14 protein-coding genes are annotated in these 20,969 nt (G+C 44.5%); 4 read left to right on the top strand and 10 right to left on the bottom strand.

Translation table 11 applies throughout. From position 1 onward, the window contains the following. Positions 1–307: 307 nt before the first annotated feature. Positions 308–2,200 carry a methyl-accepting chemotaxis protein gene (locus L5M51_RS09445; RefSeq protein ID WP_173246509.1) on the top strand — a complete coding sequence of 631 codons (1,893 nt, stop codon included), beginning with the start codon at positions 308–310 and terminating at the stop codon, positions 2,198–2,200. A gap of 134 nt (positions 2,201–2,334) precedes the next feature. Here the strand turns inward: L5M51_RS09445 and L5M51_RS09450 are convergent, their stop codons facing one another. Next, the gene (locus L5M51_RS09450) at positions 2,335–3,762 is read right to left on the bottom strand and encodes a GGDEF domain-containing protein (RefSeq protein ID WP_263145166.1); all 1,428 of its coding nucleotides are present in this window, start codon (positions 3,760–3,762) and stop codon (positions 2,335–2,337) included. Positions 3,763–4,053: 291 nt separating this feature from the next. Here L5M51_RS09450 and L5M51_RS09455 point away from each other — a divergent pair, with 291 nt between their 5' ends. Then, positions 4,054–5,007: a DUF72 domain-containing protein gene (locus L5M51_RS09455; RefSeq protein WP_263172462.1), complete on the top strand. Its 954-nt coding sequence runs from the start codon at positions 4,054–4,056 to the stop codon at positions 5,005–5,007. A 337-nt stretch (positions 5,008–5,344) separates the two neighbouring features. On the opposite strand, the gene L5M51_RS09460 is transcribed toward L5M51_RS09455, so the two are convergent. From L5M51_RS09460 to L5M51_RS09470, 3 genes are all read right to left on the bottom strand, one after another. Further along, positions 5,345–6,193 (bottom strand): isocitrate lyase/phosphoenolpyruvate mutase family protein, encoded by an 849-nt coding sequence (locus L5M51_RS09460; RefSeq protein WP_263172464.1) that lies wholly within the window; start codon positions 6,191–6,193, stop codon positions 5,345–5,347. Positions 6,194–6,327: 134 nt separating this feature from the next. After that, positions 6,328–7,797, bottom strand: a complete 1,470-nt coding sequence (locus L5M51_RS09465; RefSeq protein ID WP_105252986.1) for an inorganic phosphate transporter — start codon at positions 7,795–7,797, stop codon at positions 6,328–6,330. A gap of 248 nt (positions 7,798–8,045) precedes the next feature. Then, the gene (locus L5M51_RS09470; protein ID WP_263172466.1) at positions 8,046–8,861 is read right to left on the bottom strand and encodes an AraC family transcriptional regulator; all 816 of its coding nucleotides are present in this window, start codon (positions 8,859–8,861) and stop codon (positions 8,046–8,048) included. 84 nt (positions 8,862–8,945) lie between these two features. On the opposite strand from L5M51_RS09470, the gene L5M51_RS09475 reads away from it, so the two are divergent. Beyond that, positions 8,946–9,662 carry a type 1 glutamine amidotransferase gene (locus tag L5M51_RS09475; RefSeq protein WP_212601307.1) on the top strand — a complete coding sequence of 239 codons (717 nt, stop codon included), beginning with the start codon at positions 8,946–8,948 and terminating at the stop codon, positions 9,660–9,662. 77 nt (positions 9,663–9,739) lie between these two features. Here L5M51_RS09475 and L5M51_RS09480 read toward each other — a convergent pair whose 3' ends face one another. From L5M51_RS09480 to L5M51_RS09495, 4 genes are all read right to left on the bottom strand, one after another. After that, positions 9,740–11,428, bottom strand: a complete 1,689-nt coding sequence (locus L5M51_RS09480) for a glucan biosynthesis protein (protein ID WP_212601306.1) — start codon at positions 11,426–11,428, stop codon at positions 9,740–9,742. A 370-nt stretch (positions 11,429–11,798) separates the two neighbouring features. After that, entirely contained in the window at positions 11,799–12,233 is a 435-nt protein-coding gene (locus L5M51_RS09485; protein WP_028761608.1) for a PaaI family thioesterase, read from the bottom strand. A 170-nt stretch (positions 12,234–12,403) separates the two neighbouring features. Beyond that, complete coding sequence (gene katG, locus L5M51_RS09490) at positions 12,404–14,569, bottom strand: catalase/peroxidase HPI (protein ID WP_263172469.1); 2,166 nt, start codon at positions 14,567–14,569, stop codon at positions 12,404–12,406. A 311-nt stretch (positions 14,570–14,880) separates the two neighbouring features. Then, complete coding sequence (locus tag L5M51_RS09495) at positions 14,881–16,353, bottom strand: carbon starvation protein A (RefSeq protein ID WP_105250058.1); 1,473 nt, start codon at positions 16,351–16,353, stop codon at positions 14,881–14,883. Between the two features lie 953 nt (positions 16,354–17,306). Here L5M51_RS09495 and L5M51_RS09500 point away from each other — a divergent pair. After that, complete coding sequence (locus L5M51_RS09500) at positions 17,307–17,747, top strand: DUF2846 domain-containing protein (protein ID WP_263172470.1); 441 nt, start codon at positions 17,307–17,309, stop codon at positions 17,745–17,747. A 243-nt stretch (positions 17,748–17,990) separates the two neighbouring features. On the opposite strand, the gene lysS is transcribed toward L5M51_RS09500, so the two are convergent. After that, positions 17,991–19,493 (bottom strand): lysine--tRNA ligase, encoded by a 1,503-nt coding sequence (lysS, locus tag L5M51_RS09505; protein ID WP_006080389.1) that lies wholly within the window; start codon positions 19,491–19,493, stop codon positions 17,991–17,993. A gap of 28 nt (positions 19,494–19,521) precedes the next feature. Then, positions 19,522–20,620, bottom strand: a protein-coding gene (gene prfB / locus L5M51_RS09510) for a peptide chain release factor 2 (RefSeq protein WP_168824900.1) whose coding sequence is annotated in 2 segments (ribosomal slippage) — positions 19,522–20,544 and positions 20,546–20,620 — 1,098 coding nt in all. Because the reading frame shifts where the segments join, the coding sequence is not laid out codon by codon here. Between the last annotated feature and the right edge of the window lie 349 nt (positions 20,621–20,969).

Here is a 20,969-nt window from a genome sequence, read left to right on the forward strand (position 1 = left end):
TAATTAAATTGTTAGCTTGAGCTTATGTATTTTAACGGCTTACTGACGATAACTAATGTTATTTATCACCTGTAAAATATTATTCATCTCTTCAGTTTAGTCTGCTAAGTTCCATCAGCTCATCAAATAAACAACCGCTGACGCAATCGTTATTGATATAAAAATCATGTAATTATTAAATTCATAAATTATGGGCGTCACTTCTAAATTTATTACTATAATTCTTCAATGATTTAATGTTTTGCCCCGTACTGCCGCTATACTAAAACAACGTTAGAGAGCTAACGGAATATAAAGGATATAGATTATGCGATCGACACTCAAAACGCGGCTGCTGTTTAGCAGTCTTTCCGCTGTACTGATCACTATTGCTGTACTCGTGAGTATCTCTAGTTATTTCATTAGAAATAATGCGTTAGAAAACACCCAACATGAAATTGACCAACTGGCGAAGACTTTTTCATCCGGCATAGGTCAGTGGATACAAGACAGAAAAATGGCCATTACGAGCCTAAAGCAAACCATTGAAGCCGATCCTAGTACCAACGTTACCCCTCATTTGTTGCAAGCGCATACTGCGGTTGACTTTGCCCTCACCTACTATGGTGACGAGCAAGGCAACATGTATCGTCAAGATCCGTCGCTGAATACCGCAAATTATGATCCCCGCGTTCGCCCTTGGTATATGGATGCTAAAACGGCGGGTAAAATGATCATGACGGCGCCCTACGTCAGCGCCACATTGAAAAAACAAGTCGTAACTATAGCAGAACCTGTGATGAGCTCAGGCCAGCTCATAGGCGTAGCGGCTGCGAACTTAACCATAGATCAGTTAACAGATGCAGTGCAGCGCCTCCAAGTACCAGGCAAAGGTTACACTCTGATGGTCGATAATGCAGGGCTCATTATTAGTCATCCCAATAGCCAGCTAAATACTCAACAACTCACTAAAATCGATAGTAATTTTAGTAATAACTGGTTATCACAGCGCACTAATGCCAATACGATGGAAGAGCGAAACCTCGATGGTGCCACTAAGTTAGTCTATGTTGCGGCAATACCCTCAACTGACTGGGCACTGATTTTCGTGATGGATAAGCAAGAAATCATGTCACAGGCAACCGATCTCGCTTGGTGGATGTCTGCCGTAGGTGTTGCACTATTGGTGCTGTTTGGTTTGATTTTAATCGCCATCTTTAAAATTCAATTCAAAGATCTCGAACGCGTTGCCCAAGCACTCAATGATATTGCCGAAGGCGATGGCGATCTCACTGTGCGCATTCATACTGCCAACAGCCACGATGAAATTGGTATGTTAGCTTCGGGTTTTAACCGCTTTGTAGAACGTCTACACGGTATGATTTCCCGCATGCACAAGATTGCGGGTCAATTGGAATATCAAGCCAAAGGAAGTAGTGCATCGGCAACGGATAACAGTCAGCGCATTGAAGTACAGCAAGATGAAGTGACTATGGTTGCCACTGCGGTGACCGAAATGGCCAGCGCCACCGAGGAAATTGCCAGTAATGCTGAGCATACAGCGCAGACAGCTCAAAATGCGGTCGGACTTTCAAACCATGGCCATAAACAGGTAATGCAAAGCCAGCAATCTATCCGTAATTTAGCCAGTGAAGTCGAAACTGCAGGGCGAATTATCGGTGAACTGAACGAGCACTCACAAAAGATCAACAGCATTTTGTTGACCATTAGTGGCATCGCAGAGCAAACCAACTTACTTGCACTCAATGCAGCCATTGAGGCGGCACGTGCAGGAGAACAAGGTCGTGGCTTCGCTGTAGTTGCTGATGAGGTGCGTGTACTGTCACAACGTACGCATTCATCGACACAAGAAATTCAAGCGATGATCGAAACCCTACAACAAACCGCAGGCAAAGCCGTTAAGTCTATGACTCAAAGTCATGAAATGGCAGAAACCAGTGTGGCCGATGCTAATTCAGCCAGCGAAAGTCTGTTGCAAATCAGCAAAGCCATTAATGATATTTCAGATATGGCGAGCCAAATTGCCACAGCAGCCGAGGAGCAAACCTCAGTCACCAGCGAAATCAACCGTAACACAGAGTCGATTCGTGAAGTGTCAGAGAATCTCTCGATTGAGGCACAAACGTCTATGGTCCAAGCTCAAGAGCTCGCCCATTTGGCCGCATCATTGCAGCAGGAAGTTAATCGCTTCAAACTGTAATCAAAAGCCTTATTTTATATAAAGATTACATCAACAATTCCATACAATAATGCCCGCAAGTGTCAGTGACATTTGCGGGCATTTCTTTACATATTATTTCTTCAAAGACTTACAATGGCTTACCTAAAGCAAGCTTAAATAATCTTCATCGCTTTATTTTCAGGAATATTGGCCTCAGGCCGAAGCTCAGCATGTAAGTTTCTTAATCCTTGATAACCCATTTCAATTCGATTTCCGCCATTCTTTTTAGCTTTATACATAGCAGTATCGGCACAGGAAATAAGCTGTTTCTCATCTTCACCGTGCTCTGGATACAGAGCAATACCGATACTCGGCAGAATATGGATCTGCTGTTCGGCAAGCTCGAAGGGTTGCTCGAATACTTGCAATATTTTTTGCGCAGCCAGCAGGGTATTATGTGCTGAATCGACTCGTTCAAGTAAGATGACAAACTCATCCCCCCCAAAACGCGCAACGGTATCTGAGCCCCTCACACAACTGACTATTCGCTGCGCTGTCACTTGCAGTAATAAATCGCCCACGCTATGACCAAAAGTATCGTTAACCCACTTAAATTTATCTAAGTCTAAATAAAGCAAAGAGAAATAACTTGATTCCCTATGGGCTCGAGATAGCGCCTTTTGAAATCTATCGTAAAAAAGCTCACGATTGGGTAACAAGGTTAACTGATCATAAAGTGCAATATGCTCTAATCGCGCGAGCATTTGTCGGCGCTCAATCGCAAAGGCTATTTGCGTAGAAACAAACTCCAATAACTCACGGTCTTGGTGTGTATATGAAGCCGAAGTGGGCAAGCTATGCATAATCAAAGCGCCGATAACGCCTTTCTGTAGCTTTAGCGGCACACCCAGCCAACTTAAACTACCATTACCCAAATCTTCACGAATCGCTTGGGGATAATCAGTTAAGGTCACGGGACACAGGAGTAAAGACTCAGCACTGCGGATCACTTGGTCAGTGAACACACTGAAACTTGCAATATCGATAAGTGAATCCTCGCCAGTAGCGGCTTTATAAGGAAAACTTAATTCATTTAAATCTTGATCGTACAATGCAATAGCAAAGTTTGCTGCAGGCAATAATTTAGCAATAATTTCATGAATTCGACGATATAGGGCTAGCAAGTCCTCAGCGACATGCACAGCCTCTGAAATCTCATATAAGGCTGCTTGTCTACGTTCGGCATTTTTGCTCTTAGAAATATCTCTAGCGACTGCGACACGCTGTTGATAAGCATCGGACCAACGTGCAGACCAAAGAATATCGACGATAACACCATCTTTACGCACATAACGGTTTTCAAAATCGACTTTAAAGCGACCTGCCATAATTTCATTGGCCGTTGCGAGAGTGCGTTCCCTATCCTCTGGAATGACAAGATCTAGCATCTGCATACCCATCATTTCTTCTGGGGTATAGCCAAAAATACGTTCTGCCCCAGCACTGACAAATTCAAACCTCCCCGCTTTATCGACGACACAAATAGCATCCAAGAGAAGGTCGATAAAATTGCTTAAGGAAGTGTAGCCATCATTATTCACGTAATTCTCCAATAAACGTCCGTCTTTGGCTAAGTCCTAAGTTTGATCATAAGCATAAAAATAATAATAACGCACTATTAGAGTAGGTTAATTTTCAATGTCATTCCAGAGTTGGCTCAGTTAAGTCCGACTTTTGCAGAGTTAAATTCAAACAAAATCAAACACAATACTTAAGGCCATCGGTGGCACTATTTGACTCTGGACGACAGATATCGGCACAATGCCCTAAAATGTTGGTCAACATCAGGGCGCTGCTTTGGTACGCGCAAATCGCATTAAAGGAATTTATTTTTGGACCGATTGTGCTCTCCGTTACATCGACCCAAGCATTTTCGCCTTGGGCTTGCCATGTGGTCGCACTCGAATTGGCAAGAAAGTGTGTATGGTCACGGAACTAAACGAGCGGAGCGACTCGCCCGTTACGCGACAATATTCAATACTGTCGAAGGGAACACCAGCTTCTACGCAACGCCTGCACAGCAAACGGTAATGAATTGGCACAGTGCCACGCCCGATAGCTTTCGTTTTACCTTCAAACTACCGCAAACCATCACTCACCAAAGATTATTGCAACACTGCGGCCAAGAATTGAAAGATTTTTTCCAGATAATGGCACCATTAATCGATAAAACAGGGATCTGGAAAATTCAACTGCCCGCCCATTTCGGCCCAGAAAACTTGCCTGCGTTAGCGCAATTTCTAGATCAAATCCCCCAAGGGTTAACCTATGGCGTCGAAGTCAGGCATGCAGCGTTTTTTGCTAAAGGAGATGCCGAGCGTGCGCTTAATCGATTACTCATCGATAAAAAAGTGAATCGCATCATCATGGACAGTAGGCCCTTGTTTGCACTGCCGCCCTGCAATGTCGCGATTATCGACGCTCACAAGAAAAAACCTCGAGTGCCAGTGCATGCAATTGCCACCGCCAATAATCCAGTGGTGCGCTTTATCGGCCAACCAGACGATGCCGTCGCACAACTCGCACAGCAAGGCGTTGCTGTTTTACCTAAGGATAACGATACCTTTTTTGATAATTGGCTCACCCAACTCCCGCAGTGGCTCGCAGAAGGTCGAGAACCCTATCTGTTTATCCATACTCCCGACAATGAAGCCGCGCCTGAACTAGCCATCCGTCTCTATCAAAAATTGCGCAGCCAAATTGCAGCGCACATTCAACTCGCCGAGCTACGCCTGCTTGATAAGAAACCTGAGGAGACAAGCACGCAGATGGGACTTTCTTGGTAAAACGGGCGCTAAGTAAAACGGACGTAAGAAGAAACCCACGGCAAACTCGCCGTGGGTATATACCCAAACAACCTGAAGATGCAGGATTCAGCGGGAATTTAACGCACTTTAGGCAAGGCGGCTATTTGCAGACCTAGTGGACTAAGTTAAAAATAGCCAACACGGCATAGAGTGCGTTAAAACCCGCCGGGACGGAGCGCTTAGGGCACTCCACTTCCGTGTTGCATCAATTCAGAAGGTGGCCGACATTCTGTCATTGATGCGCCTTGAATTGAAGCACCCTAAGCGCTCTGAAACTCGTATCTTCAGGTAGCTTGGGTATAGATGAAAAACAGCTTTAACTCGGGATAAATAAGTTATTCATTTGCTCAAAACCAAGGGAAATGGCTTTAGGTATTGAATCCTTATCAACGGCAATAACCGCATCATTTGACTCTCGCTGAAACGGTTTTGCCTTAATTGAATTTAACAAAATTGGATTAAGCAAAGTGCTATAGGCCTGTAAAAATGAAGCTGGGCCAGTGGAAAAACGCTGCACACCTGCGGCAAATAACTCGCCGATATCCATCTGCTCATTCAATAGCATAAAATTCAGTGGCATATCCACAGCGGCAGACAAGCGCTTAGCGGTCTCGACCTGATTCGCGCCAGGGATAAAGCCACCATCCGCACCCGCAGCCTGATATTGAGTTAACCTATCGATAGTCATAACAACAGCGGCCTCACCACTGGCTAAACCCAGTAAATACACATCAGTTCGCGCATTAATAAATAATCCTTGGCAACGAGGATGGGCGCGAATAGCTTTAATTTTTGCCACCATCTCAGCAACACCTGCACTGCCATCCTCAATATTAATTCCTGCTACGCCAAGCTCAGCGAGCTTCGCAACAAAAGCAGCAACCTCATCGGGATCTTGGCTATAACCAGATTCAATATCTATCGTCACGGGCACTCGGCTCAGCCGTAGGATATTGTTCACTACGTCCAATAAAGCCGCTTTAGGTAGCACTTGCCCATCGGGATAACCGAGCGACCAAGCCAATGCCGCGCTACTGGTCGCAATCGCACGGGCGCCCGATGCTTGGATGATGGCCGCACTGGCGGCATCCCAAGCGTTAGTTAATATCAGCGGCTCTGATTGTTGATGTAGTGCTTTGAAAAGTATTCTAGATTGCTCAGCCATCTTATGTCCTTGTTGGTGTTAAAGGCTCAACTCTAACAAGATGGCTTAGGTAATTATCGCGGGAAACGGCACTGAACCGAAAAACCAAGCCCTCAAGGCTTGGCTATGTGAGCATTCAACTTGAGTATTCTTGGCTAACCCCAAAGTGCATTGGCAAGGATAAACACACTCGCGGAGAGCAACATAGTAATAGGTAGTGTCAGCAGCCAAGCAAGCATGATCTGCTTAATGGTTTGGATCTGAAGCCCTGAACGATTAGCCACCATAGTACCCGCAACAGCGGAAGACAAAATATGAGTCGTCGATACCGGCATCCCTGTCATACTGGCAATCCCAATAGAGACGGCAGCGGTGACCTGCGCGGCAATGCCTTGGCTGTAAGTCATACTCGATGAACCAATTTTTTCCCCCACGGTATATACAATCCGCCGCCACCCCACCAACGTGCCGCAACCCAGCGCAGTAGCAATGGCAATAATCACCCAAATGGGCGCATACTCAGTAGTTCTAGTGAGATCTTTTCGCCATTTAGCCAATGAACTCAAATCCTTAGCAGGAAGATCCAATTTAGCCACTTGGCGAGCAGTATCATCGATGCACAACAATAAACGTCGCACCTCGCGTCGCTCTTCTACATCCATATCTTTGTAAGTTGAGACTTTTGCTAAGCGACGGTCAAGCAACGACATCGCCGGTAATACATTGGCAGATGAGCAATGGGCCAGCATATATTCGGGAACGTTGACTAAGGCTTTAAAGTCGATAACATCCGCGATAACGGCTTGGTTACGGTCATAAATCGCCATAATGCGACGATTAGCATCTTGAGTTCTTTCTAAATCATAGGGTTGACTGCCCATGTCCAAGGCAAAATAAGCCGGTGCCATACAAATCAGCACTAGCATCACTAAACCTATCCCCTTCTGTCCATCGTTAGAACCATGGGCGAAACTCACCCCCATAGCGGAGATAATTAAACTCGCCCTTGCCCAAAATGGAGGGTGTTTTTTACCATTAATCTGCATCTGCTCATCTGGGGTACGGTGAATTTTATGTTTCTGCCAAACGTATTTCATGATGAGCAAAAAAATCCCTGCCATCACAAACCCTAAGGTCGGCGAAATAATCAAGGACAGCATGATCTGCGTTGCTTTAGAGACATTAATGCCCTGTAGGATAGGCTGATGATTTATCCAAGCGAACGCGCCACCCACGCCCATTATCGAACCAATCAAGGTATGGGAACTCGATGCCGGAATACCAAAATACCAAGTACCTAAGTTCCAGATAATTGCCGAAAATAGCAGGGAAAACACCATCAGCAAGCCTTGGATTGAGTCCATACCGAGCAAGGAGTCTACGGGTAATAAATGCACTATCGCATAGGCCACCCCTAACCCCCCTAACAACACACCCGCAAAATTAAATAGTGCAGAGGTAACGACCGCCAGATTTGCCGGCATTGCCTTGGTATAGATCACCGTCGCCACCGCATTTGCCGTGTCGTGGAAGCCATTAATAAATTCGTATGCCAGTACAAAAAGTACGGCAAGGACTAAACCCACCGACCACGCAAAGCCTAACGTTGTGAACATTTCAAACATAAAATACTTACCCATGGCGAGAACGCCCACAGGTTACGCCCAAGTTTGGGGTCTTTTACAGTGAAAAATTGTTTAGATTGTCAAAAAGTGAATTAGCCCCCAATAACTCAGTAGCATGCTTGCAATTACAACTGGCTTGATTTTATTTGGCCAAATGAATATTTGTGCCGCGAAAAGGTGCAATATATTGATTCAATATTAAATAAGCCAACTAAAAATAGTGTTCATGACCATACGTCGTAACAGGGTTATATCCCATGATCACCTAACCGAAATCGCTGTGGCGTCATCCCAAAACGCTCCTTGAAGGCTTTGATATAGGATGAATCATTTTGATAACCAATTTGGTGGGCCACATTCTGTATTGATAGGTCAGTGGCCAATAACGACAGCGAATAGATCAGCCGCAAATGTTGACGCCATAATACGAATGAAGAACCAAACTCCCTCACAAATAGCCTCGACAATGTTCGTTCCGATGCCCCAACCATCTCACCCCATTTCACTAAAGAGAAATCTAAAGCTGGCGTTTGGGTTAAATGCTCAAAAATCAATTTTAGGCGCCTATCTTGCGGTATCAGTAACTTAAATGTCTGTCCTTCCGCACTATTAATTTGATCATATAACACCTCAAGCAAACGCAGTATTGGCGCCTGAACCATTGGCTCAACATTCGTTGGGGTATTAAAAGCACATTGTTTTCTGAGCGTTAACACTAACTCCCTTATAAAAGCACTCATAGCGACAGGCTTAACCATGGCACCATAATCTCGACCATACATAGGATTCAAATAGACACCAATAAAGCAGGTATCTGTAATCGCAACAGACTCATGCATGACACCTGCAGGCACAAAAAGCGCTGTGGTATGGGGGACCAAAAAAAGTGCCTCATTTGCCTCTGTCTGTAACAGGCCTTGAAGCGGAAAAATAAGCTGATGCCAACAGTGCTGGTGTAAAACATCCACATAACCCTTCTGCATCTCAATCGTTTTGACAAAAGAAGGCATATTAGGCGCTTGCTCAATAATGGCGTTAATCGAATCGAGTTGGCGACTTAGCATTATTACTTGTCCATATGACGTTATTCAGCCAAATAAAAAGGATTGTAGCATAGCGTTATCCCATAAAAGACACAGGAAAACTCGATGCGCATTCATTGCATTATCCATGAAAGCTATGAAGGTCCAGGCTATTTTAGCGATTGGGCTGCAAGCAAAAACTACAGTATGAGCTTTAGCAGAATCTATCTAGATGAAGCTTTACCCGACAATAGTGATGGTTTTGATCTATTAATTATCCTCGGTGGCCCTCAGTCTCCCGCGACATGCAAAAACGATTGTCCATATTTTGATAGCCAAGCAGAACAAAGGTTTATCAGACAAGCTATCCAAAAAAATAAAGCCGTTGTGGGGGTTTGTCTTGGGGCACAGTTAATCGGTGAGGCATTAGGTGCCCGTTATCAAAAGAGTCCACATGCCGAGATTGGTTACTTTCCTATTGAACTGACTGCGGCAGGAAAAAGTGATATTAACCTTAAGACATTTTCGACCACTGAAGTGGTCGGCCACTGGCATAACGACATGCCTGGCCTCACTCCCGATTGCGAAGTGCTCGCCACAAGTGCAGCCTGCCCGCGGCAAATTGTACGTTACACAAATTTAGTTTTTGGATTTCAATGCCATCTTGAATTTATTAGTAGCCAATTAGCGCCATTAATTGCTCAAGAAAATGCTTTTTCTAGCATACAGAAAATGCCATATATTCAAAGCCCTGAATTCATACTGGGGCAATCAACGGCTAGGATGAATCAGTTACTGGGGCATTTTTTAGATAATCTAGTCCTAACCTATCAAGCCGTATAAAGTAAAAAGTGGCTCAAGCTAAAACAAAAACGCCAGCTAAGTTAGCTGGCGTTTTAGATTAATGAATCACGAATCGCTTATTGCAGATGACCTGCATTGTGCAATTCACGATCATCCTTTGCAGGCGGATTCCACTGATACATCCAAGTCTCAGACAATGGCTGACCATCGACCTCCAAATAGACTCTCAGGTTAATCGGCTCAGTACCATCTCCCGGGGGCACTACGTCAAACATAGCGCGGTAACCATTAATCGAGGCTAGAGGACGGGCAGATTCAATTTCCACTTTGCCTTCAGATGCTGTGATCACGGCTTTAACTTGGGTGTCTTTACCTATCATAGGTAAAGTTCCGCCCGCGAAATCAACCACAAAACGCTTACTGTAGTATTTGCGTTTCTGGCCAACTACGCCGCCAATCCCGGTGAAGGTATCGACAACCCGAGCACGGGGTGATTGAACCGGTGGAATGCCACCCCAGTACATATTGTAGCTGTACAGCAGCTCTTGACCAGGAACAATCGGCTCAGCAGGATTCCAGAAAGCCACTATGTTATCAAAGGTTTCATCCAGTGTTGGAATTTCAACCAACTGCACTGAACCTTTACCCCAACTGCTGGTTGGTTCAATCCATAGGCTTGGGCGTTTATCATAAAACACGCCGTCGTCCTGATAATGATCAAAGTTACGATCACGTTGCAGTAAGCCAAAACCTTTTGGATTTTCATCGCTATAGGCGTTGAATCGCAGGTTTTCAGGGTTACCTAGCGGACGCCAAATCCATTCACCATTCCCCGTGTGCATGGCTAAACCATCGGTATCATGGATTTCTGGACGCCAGTCATAACCGGTGCGGCGATCGTTCTCACCCACCATAAACATACTGGTCAGTGGCGCAACGCCTAAACGTTCAATCGCTTTACGTGGATAAACAGCCACATCCACCTTCATTTTTAAACGTTCACCCGGTTCGATATCAAAACGATAAGCCCCCGTGACACTCGGAGAGTCTAGCAAGGCATACACAGTGGTGATATTCGATCCTGGTTTAGGTTTTTCTAACCAGAAATTGGTGAACATTGGAAACTCTTCGGGTTTTGGCAGTGCAGTATCAACCGCTAAGCCGCGAGCCGACAAACCGTACTGCATTTCTTGACCCACTGCGCGGAAATAACTAGCGCCAAGGAAGGCAACAATGTCACGCTGCCAATCGGTATTAAATTGCATACGGAAACCCGCAAAACCAAGATCCTTAGGCAACTGACTACCTTTGACCTTTGACTTGCCGTAATCGAACATTGAAGGTGAATATTCGATTAACTTAGCCTTACCCTCATTTAGCTCATAAATATGGATAGGGGTATCAAAAAACAGCCCAAGATGGAACAGTTCGGCACGAAACTCCGAATCTTGATCACGCCATAGCGCGGCTTTCTTCTTGAAGTGGAATTGTTGGTAATCATCCCAACTCATGCCCTGAAGGCTTTTAGGTAATTCGCCTTTATGACTCTCATAGGGTTGTGCAGCCATAGTACGGGCATAACCCTTAAGCCAAGCGTAACTAAACTCTTCACCTTCTTGTGGTGACGCCTGCTTACCTGCCGCACATGCTGAAAGACTCAGCAATACGCTACAGGTTAACAATACGCCACCGACCATACGCTGCAAACGGCCGCGACGAGAGGAAGATTGGGCTTCAATCGAGGGTTGTGTCGCCCTCGATTCTTGATAAACGTTTCTTTGTTCGGGAAATAAATTGGGTTGCATAAGCAGACTCTGAATTGGTGTAACTTCCTGACACTTCCCTGCAAATCTGACTCAATTGCAGCGATGGCCCTGTGGAGAACTGTTGATGACAGAGGTAACAATACAGCGATCAGCAACAATTCGCCAGAATCTAGCATACTTTCTGTCGAATGGAATATGGCATGCTAGCTATTTTCAATCTTGAGGCCTATTTATGAAAATATGATTAAAAAATTCCGTTATTTACTGAATTCACGCCCATAAAAACTTCACTGCCAGCAAGAAGGCCGTCGACTTAATATCTGAAGATAAAGTGCACCTTCGGCATAGGTTAATTATCTGCTCAGCGTGTTAACTCGAAGAGATAATATCGCCAGCCCGCAAAATCGGTTTATGGCCTTAAAATCATACAAGTCGCCGTAGCAGTGGCGAGCAGTTTTCCATCTTGCGTTTTTAGCGTACCTTCCGAAATACCTAAAGACTTAGATAAATTGATCACCTTACCCTCAGCCACTAACACTTGATGTTTAGGCACAGGTCGAATCATTTTAATATTCAAGTCGATAGTGCCGTAACCGACACCCGCTTCAAGCAATGTATGCACGGCGCAACCTGTAACAGAATCCAATACAGTCGCGGCAAAACCACCATGAACGCCGCCCAATGGGTTGAGGTGCTTATCATCGGCAGTCGCATGGAATGTCACCGTTCCTTCGTCGGCTTGAACCAGCGACATTGGCATAGTGAGAGAGATAGAAGGTGCGGGTAATTCACCCCTTGCCATCGCCTGTAAAATGGCTAAACCCGACATTTGCTGAATATTCATATTCCACCTAAATTGATGAGCGTCAAAGCACATGAATAAAAATGACCGCTTAACCACTTTGGATTAGGCGATCATTTAACTGAAAATCAACTTAAACGCTCAGTCTGCATTAACCCCATCGGCGTCTAAATTGGATCCATCTACTACTAAAAAGACTAATAAATATAAGCTCAGCGAAGATCGAATCTATCTAAGTTCATCACCTTAGTCCAAGCGTCGATAAAATCATCGACAAATCGTAGCTGTGCATCACTGCTCGCGTACACTTCTGCGAGTGCACGCAGCTGCGAATTAGAGCCAAAGATCAAATCAACACGACTTGCTGTCCACTTTTGCTGGCCGCTGACACGATCAACACCCACAAACATATCCTCCGCTTTAGAAGTGGGTTTCCACGTCGTCCCCATATCGAGCAAGTTAACAAAAAAGTCATTGGTCAAAAACTCAGGACGCGCAGTCAATACACCCGTTTTTGACTGATCAGAGTTCGTATCTAACACCCGCAGACCACCAATAAGCACTGTCATTTCCGGCGCAGTTAAGGTCAGCAATTGTGCCCTATCGACCAATAACTCCTCCGCCGAAACAGAAAACGGAGTGGGATGATAATTTCTAAAGCCATCTGCGACAGGTTCAAGTACCGCAAAAGATTCCACATCAGTTTGTGCTTGCGTGGCATCCATACGACCCGGCGTAAATGGAATCGTCACTTCAACCCCCGCATTTCTAGCCGCTTGATCAATACCGACGCAGCCTGCCAGCACAATCAAGTCAGCAAGGGAGATTTTCTTACCTCCTTGATTGAACTCAGACTGAATACTCTCAAGCACTTTGAGCACCTTAGCGAGCTGCTCAGGCTGATTCACTGGCCAATCTTTTTGCGGTGCGAGTCGAATTCGAGCACCGTTCGCACCACCGCGCATATCAGAACCCCGGAAGGTCGATGCCGAGGCCCAAGCAGTGGCAACGACTTCTGAAATCGTTAATCCAGAACCAATAATCTTCAGTTTGAGATCAGTAACATCCTGCTCATTAACCAGGGGATGATCAACCGCAGGAATTGGGTCTTGCCAAAGAAACGTTTCTGTAGGCACTTCAGGACCCAAATAACGCGTGCATGGCCCCATATCTCTGTGTGTCAGCTTGTACCAAGCTTTTGCAAATACATCGGCAAACTCATCGGGATTTTCAAAGAATCGACGTGATATTTTCTCGTAATCAGGATCGAAGATCAGTGCAAGGTCGGTAGTCAACATGGTTGGCACATGACGTTTTGAGGCATCATGCGCATCGGGGATCACCCCTTTACCCGCGCCATTTTTAGGTATCCACTGATGGGCACCCGCTGGGCTCTTAGTCAGTTCCCATTCATATCCGAATAGATTTTCAAAAAAATTGTTACTCCATTGGGTTGGCGTTGAGGTCCAAGTCACTTCGAGGCCACTGGAAATAGTATCGCCACCTTTACCGCTTTTATAGCGACTCTGCCAACCTAGCCCTTGCTGCTCAATACCTGCGGCTTCTGGCTCAGGTCCGACTAATGCTGCGTCACCTGCACCATGGGTTTTACCAAAAGTATGACCCCCAGCAATCAAGGCTACGGTTTCTTCATCATTCATCGCCATGCGGGCAAAGGTTTCGCGGATATCAACGGCGGCAGCGAAAGGATCAGGGTCGCCATTGGGTCCCTCAGGGTTAACATAAATCAACCCCATTTGGACTGCGGCGAGGGGATCTTCAAGATCTCGCTCTCCCGAGTAACGCTTATCATCTAACCATTTATTTTCCGCACCCCAGTAAATATCAGCTTCGGGTTCCCAAATATCGACTCGCCCACCAGCGAAACCTAAGGTTTTGAATCCCATAGATTCCAGCGCAACATTACCCGTAAGGATCATCAAATCGGCCCAAGAGATTTTATTGCCATATTTTTGTTTAATCGGCCAAAGGAGCCGGCGTGCTTTATCGAGGTTTACGTTATCTGGCCAGCTGTTTAACGGTGCAAAACGTTGATTACCGCTCCCCGCTCCGCCACGTCCATCACCGGTACGATAGGTGCCAGCACTGTGCCATGCCATACGAATAAATAGCGGCCCATAGTGGCCAAAATCTGCTGGCCACCAGTCCTGTGAATCCGTCATTAATGCGAGGAGATCTTGCTTTACAGCAGCTAAATTGAGGGATTTAAAGGCTTCAGCATAATTGAAGTCATCACCCAAAGGATTAGATAAGGAAGAGTGTTGGTGCAGAATATCGAGCCGGAGCTGTTTAGGCCACCAATCTCGATTCGAGGTGCCACCAGCAGAATGGTGCATAGGACATTTGTTCTCAGACATAACGTGCTCTCCTTCTGTTCGCAAAAAATATTCAAGTAAATAAAATCTAAATGACTTTTGCCGCAAGTTTGTACTGCTTAACGCTCTCTACCACAGACTAATCGTTTCAATAGAGAAATAAAAACCAGTCTAACGACCTTACCTTACCTCTAGATGAAACGCGATGAATCTGCTCATTAAAAAATATTCAGCAAAAATTACCCTTTCTAAAATAAGCCATTAAAGGATAGTAGAATGATACCAATCATAAAAAACAAGGGCTGCAAAATGCAGCCCTTGTTTTTTATTGGGTAAAACTATGGGATAACTGACTATTTGACTTCTGCCACAGGTTTACGTCTATTGTGCGCAATGATCAGGGCAACTAAACAGATAACCCCGACAGCGATACCTACTGGCTGGCTCAAAGGTTGCGGTAAACCTAGGCCAATGCCCGCAGTCATAATATAAGACACAGTAACGCTGGTGCCGCCAATCGCTGGTAAGCTAACAATCCAATGGAAGGTCCCACGATCGAACAAATACTTAGTCGCTAACCACAATACACTGGTTGATAGCAGCATATTTGAGAAGGCAAAGTAACGCCAAATCAAAGAGAAATCGATCTTCGTCATAAAGTACGCAATGGTCAGAATAGGCACTGCAACCAATAAGCGATTACGCATACTTTGCGGAATATGGAAGGCATCGATAATCGTCAAACGCAGCGAACGAAATGCGGTATCGCCAGAGGTGATAGGGAAGATAGCCACGGCCACAATCGCCATAATACCGCCCGCAACACCTAAATACGTAGTTGCCACTTGGTTAACCACTAAACCTGGGCCACCTTGGTCGAGCAAACTCTTAAGCTCAACATAACCGCCAGGGAAAGCTGCAATACCCGCCGTTGCCCATACACAAGCAACGATACCTTCAGCAACCATAGCGCCATAATACACAGGGCGAACATATTTCTCATTCGTCAAGCAACGAGCCATGATAGGCGCTTGAGTTGAATGGAAACCGCTAATCGCACCACAGGTAATAGTCACAAATAACAGTGGCCAAACAGGTAGCCCATCAGGGTTTGGTTCGAGTAACTCATTGTTGTAATGGCTGTGGTCGAAATAGGCAAACACATCACCCATTTCAGGTAACTGCGGCGCATTGATCATTAGAGCAACGGCGATAGAAACTGTCATGACTATCATCAACAAACCAAATGCGGGATATAATTTAGTGATGATTTTATCAATCGGCAGCATAGTCGCTAAAAAGTAATAGACTAAAATCACTAACACCCAGAAGGTATTATTGCCAAAGATGGTGTCTTTAAAATAATCGAGATTACTCAGCAAACCTGCGGGGCTCATGATGAAGACCACGCCCACAAAAAACAGCAGCATAGCCGTAAACAGCAACATCACGCCTTTAAAGTAAATATTAAAGTAGTGGCCCGCAATCTCTGGCAGACTCTTACCGTCTTCTTTTATGCTGAGCACGCCAGAAAAATAATCATGTACTGCGCCGCCAATAATATTCCCCAGTACAATCCACACTAAGGCTATTGGGCCGTAAAGTGCACCGAGGATCGGGCCAAATATCGGCCCCACACCCGCGACATTGAGGAACTGGATCAAAAACGCTTTAGCCGGATGAACCGGAACGTAATCGACGCCATCTTCGAATCTCGCCTGTGGTGTTATCGCTTTAGGATCTATACCCGCTTGCCGCTCAACAAAGGGACTATAGAACTTGTATGCAAGCACTAAGAGTGCGATACAAATAAAGAAAATTAACATTATTTAATTATCCATACTTTAGTAGGAGGTGATTTAATGGAGAGTTTCATTGAGTTAGCGACTGAGGTCAAGCAACACACTATTAGACTAATGTCGGGTTGATTATCTGAAACAGCCGTACGAGTGGGTATAGATGAACAAACGCGTTTAAAAATAATCCCTATGAAGTATTCAATTTATCTGCAACAGTACTTCTCATACTAAAACTGAGTTCCTCTCATCGTCCTTATTCCATTCCACGATTTAGTAGTACTAAGCTAGTCAGTCAACACCTACTAAGTTAACCATGGACATACAAGTAACCTTAAGTAGAATACTTAAATCATTGCTGATTTAAAACTTCTTTATAAATTGAGCTAAATATCAGACCACTTAACCCCTACCCAAGTAATAAACCTAATCCATTCTATAACTTCATATTGCAATAGAGTCTAATTTAGTTAATCAGCAACATAAACAAAACTACCTTAAGCGCTAGCGACTTATTACTTAATCATTTTACAATTTATAAAAACCGTAAAACTGCAAGAAAAAATCAAAGACCAAAAATAAAATACTCACTAGCTTTCAAAAATAACAACAAACAAAGAAAACTACTATTTGACATCACAAAATTCAAAATAAATCATTAGCAAACCAATAAAACTTAAGTTATATTTAGAAAAAATAAAAACACCATTAATCTGCCTCTTAATGACTTTATAATAACTTATTTTTGGCCGAGTGCTCTTGCGCAAAAATGATAATAGCTGACTTTACCAACATGACATTCCATACATTCTGCCAAGTTATGGCATTCATGTTGAATGTTCAAACGATCCCAAAGGAGATAACACATTTAAAAACTTTAAAAGCTCAATAAACTAAAACGTTATAAATCAAGATAAATTTATATAAATAACAAAAGCTTGTATTTTTACAATTAAAATAAGACACTTATTTAAGGACAAATTATGTTAAAAAAACTTCTAACGCCTATGCTGGCCATTTTCCTTCTACTCTCAGGTTGTGCCACAGTACCAATGGCTTCACAAGAGGAAGATGCAAAGCTTAAAACATTCCAGAAGCCAGTTGACAATAAAACAGGGATTTATATATACCGCAATAGTTTTGCGGGTCAGGCTCTAAAGAAAAATATCTATATTAATGGTGAGATGATTGGTGAATCTGCTAATAAAGTCTACTTCTACAAGGAAGTAGAACCAGGTGAGCAAACACTTTCTACCGAATCAGAATTCAGTGAAAATAATTTAAAACTATCGACAGAAGGTGGTAAAAACTACTTTATCGAGCAATATATAAAAATAGGTGTTTTTGTTGGCGGTGCGGGGTTGCAGTCAGTAACTGACGGTGAAGGCATGAAGAATGTTAAAGAATGTAAACTTGCCAAATAGTTTATAGCTAATTTGTGCTTTTATAAAAATTCAGCTGTAACAATATAGCTTATGCAGTTGTATCTTTAATAATCACAACTTTTAAAAAGTTCTAGAAAACAAAAAACCAGCCAAATGGCTGGTTTTTATGGTGCATTTTATCACTATGATTGTCAGCTAATGAGTAAACCTTTTACTGTTTAGCCAATTCCCACTCATTCATCGTCGATAAAATGACTAACCGAAATATCTTGTTCGACTGTATTACGCCTGTGGGCGCATGGCAGGGAACAGGATCACGTCACGGATAGTATGAGTGTTAGTGAACAACATCACTAAACGGTCGATACCGATACCTTGACCTGCCGTTGGTGGCAAACCGTGTTCCAGTGCAGTGATATAGTCTGCATCGTAGAACATAGCTTCATCGTCACCTGCATCTTTCGCGTCAACCTGTGCTTTAAAGCGGTTGTCTTGATCTTCAGCATCGTTCAGCTCGCTAAAGCCGTTAGCCACTTCGCGGCCACCGATGAAGAATTCGAAACGGTCAGTGATGAAATGGTTGTCATCATTACGACGTGCCAATGGTGAAATATCCGCTGGGTAGCCAGTGATGAACGTTGGTTGCATCAATTGCCATTCAGCAGTTTCACCGAAGATTTCTTCAAGCAGCTGACCACAAGTCCAGAACTTCTCAATCTTCATGCCTAAGCTTTTCGCTAAATCGCGCATGAATTCAACATCTTTCACTTGCTCATAGGTCATAGCTTGGATAGTGGCGTTATCAGGATTGTACTTCTGAATCGCTTCTAACATGCTTAAACGTGCGTATGGGCCACCGAAATCGACTGTGTGCTCGCCGTAGGGCATTTGCGCACTGCCGAGCAGTTCGATAGCAATCGAGCTGAGCATTTCTTCGGTGAGGTCCATCAGATCTTTGTAGTCTGCATAAGCCATATAGAATTCCATCATAGTGAATTCTGGGTTATGACGTGGCGACAGACCTTCGTTACGGAAGTTACGGTTGATTTCGAACACACGCTCAAAACCACCGACCACTAAACGCTTCAGATATAATTCTGGCGCGATACGTAGATACATGGGCATGTCTAAGGCGTTGTGATGAGTGATAAAAGGACGCGCCGAAGCACCACCTGGGATCACATGCATCATAGGGGTTTCAACTTCCATGAACTCTTTTTTGATCATGAAGTTACGAATTGCAGAAACCACTTTAGAACGCATGATAAAGGCATTGCGCGAATCTTCGTTAACGATGAGATCCACGTAACGTTGACGGTAACGCATTTCTTGATCGGCTAGACCATAATAGTCCGCAGGCAATGGACGCAGCGCCTTGGTCAGTAACTCGTACTGTTCCATGTTGACGTATAAATCGCCTTTGCCAGACAAATGCAGCTGACCGGTTACACCTATGATGTCACCGATATCCAGACCTTGAAAACGCTCTTTCAAATCAGCTTGTACGCTTTTTTCAGCATAGGCTTGAATACGGCCAGACACGTCTTGGATCACTAAGAAAGGACCACGTTTTGCCATGATGCGGCCAGCAATGCTGGTCTTAAAACCTAAGGCTTCGAGTTCTTCTTTAGTGTTTTGACCATACTGTGCTTGCAGTTCAGCCGCTTTATGGGTGCGACGGAAGGTATTTGGATGCGCATTAGCACTACAGTTTGGGCGGATGCTTTCTAGCTTGGCACGGCGCTCGGCGATCAGTTTGTTCTCATCAATTACTTGTTCAGTCATCTTATTTCTCGTCTATACCTTGAATTAATTACAGCCCAGATTTCAAACTGGCTTCGATAAACTTATCCAGATCGCCATCGAGTACCGCTTGAGTATTGCGGGTTTCAACGCCTGTGCGTAAGTCTTTAATGCGGGCATCGTCTAATACATAAGAGCGAATTTGACTGCCCCAGCCGATATCAGACTTAGCGTCTTCTGCGGCCTGTTTGTCGGCATTTTGCTTGAGCATTTCTAACTCAAACAGTTTTGCTTTCAGCTGCTTCATCGCAGCATCTTTATTTTTATGCTGTGAACGGTCGTTCTGGCACTGCACAACGGTATTCGTCGGTAAGTGGGTAATACGAATCGCCGATTCCGTTTTGTTAACGTGCTGACCACCCGCGCCCGATGCGCGATAAGTGTCGATACGCAGATCCGATGGATTGATATCGATAGTGATATCGTCGTCGATTTCTGGATAAACGAACACAGAGCAGAATGACGTATGACGACGACCCGATGAGTCGAATGGCGACTTACGCACTAAGCGATGCACGCCCGTTTCGGTACGTAACCAACCGAACGCATATTCGCCAGTGAACTTAATAGTCGCGCCTTTAATACCGGCCACGTCACCATCGGTCACTTCCATCAACTCTGGGCTAAAACCATGGGCTTCGCCCCAACGCAGGTACATACGCAGCACCATGTTGGCCCAATCTTGGGCTTCGGTACCACCACTGCCAGACTGAATATCTAAATAACAGTTTGACGCATCTTGCGGGCCGGAGAACATACGGCGGAATTCGAGATCGGCAAGGCGGCTTTCGAGATAATCCAGCTCTTTACTGGTTTCGTTGAACGTGTCTTCGTCTTCCTCTTCAATAGCTAGCTCGAGTAAGCCTTCAACATCTTCAAGACCTGAGTCCATATCGTCTATGGTTTTGACCACAGCTTCTAGGCTGGCGCGCTCTTTGCCTAAGGCTTGGGCGCGCTCTGGGTCGTTCCACACTTCTGAACTTTCAAGCTCACGGGTAACTTCTTCTAGACGCTCATTTTTGGCATCGTAGTCAAAGATACCCCCTAAGAAGCTCCGTGCGCTCGGCAAGCTCCTTAATTTTGAATTTTACTGGATTAACTTCAAACATGAGTTTTCAACTTTCTTTATTTGGCCGCTTTAATTGATCTTCCACTAAAAGGGGCGGTGATTAACAGTATTTGCAACCGCGCATTTTAACCTAACCAGACTGGTAAACCTAGGGGTGCACTGTTCATTAAATGGGATAACAAGGATTATTTTCCAAGCTAAAAGACCACAGCACTAAAGCCGAGACTAACAAAAAGCAATGAGTTAAGACTGTGATCTTACTTAAATTTAGCCAAGATAGTGCTATGCGCGAGGCCAATGGCTGACACACAAGCGCTCTCCTGCCTAAAAAATCCACATAATATCAAAGGAAACACAACTAAAAAGGCCTGATAACGCCAACCCTATCA

The organism is Shewanella sp. SM73, assembly GCF_025653795.1.
Lineage (GTDB): Bacteria > Pseudomonadota > Gammaproteobacteria > Enterobacterales > Shewanellaceae > Shewanella > Shewanella oncorhynchi.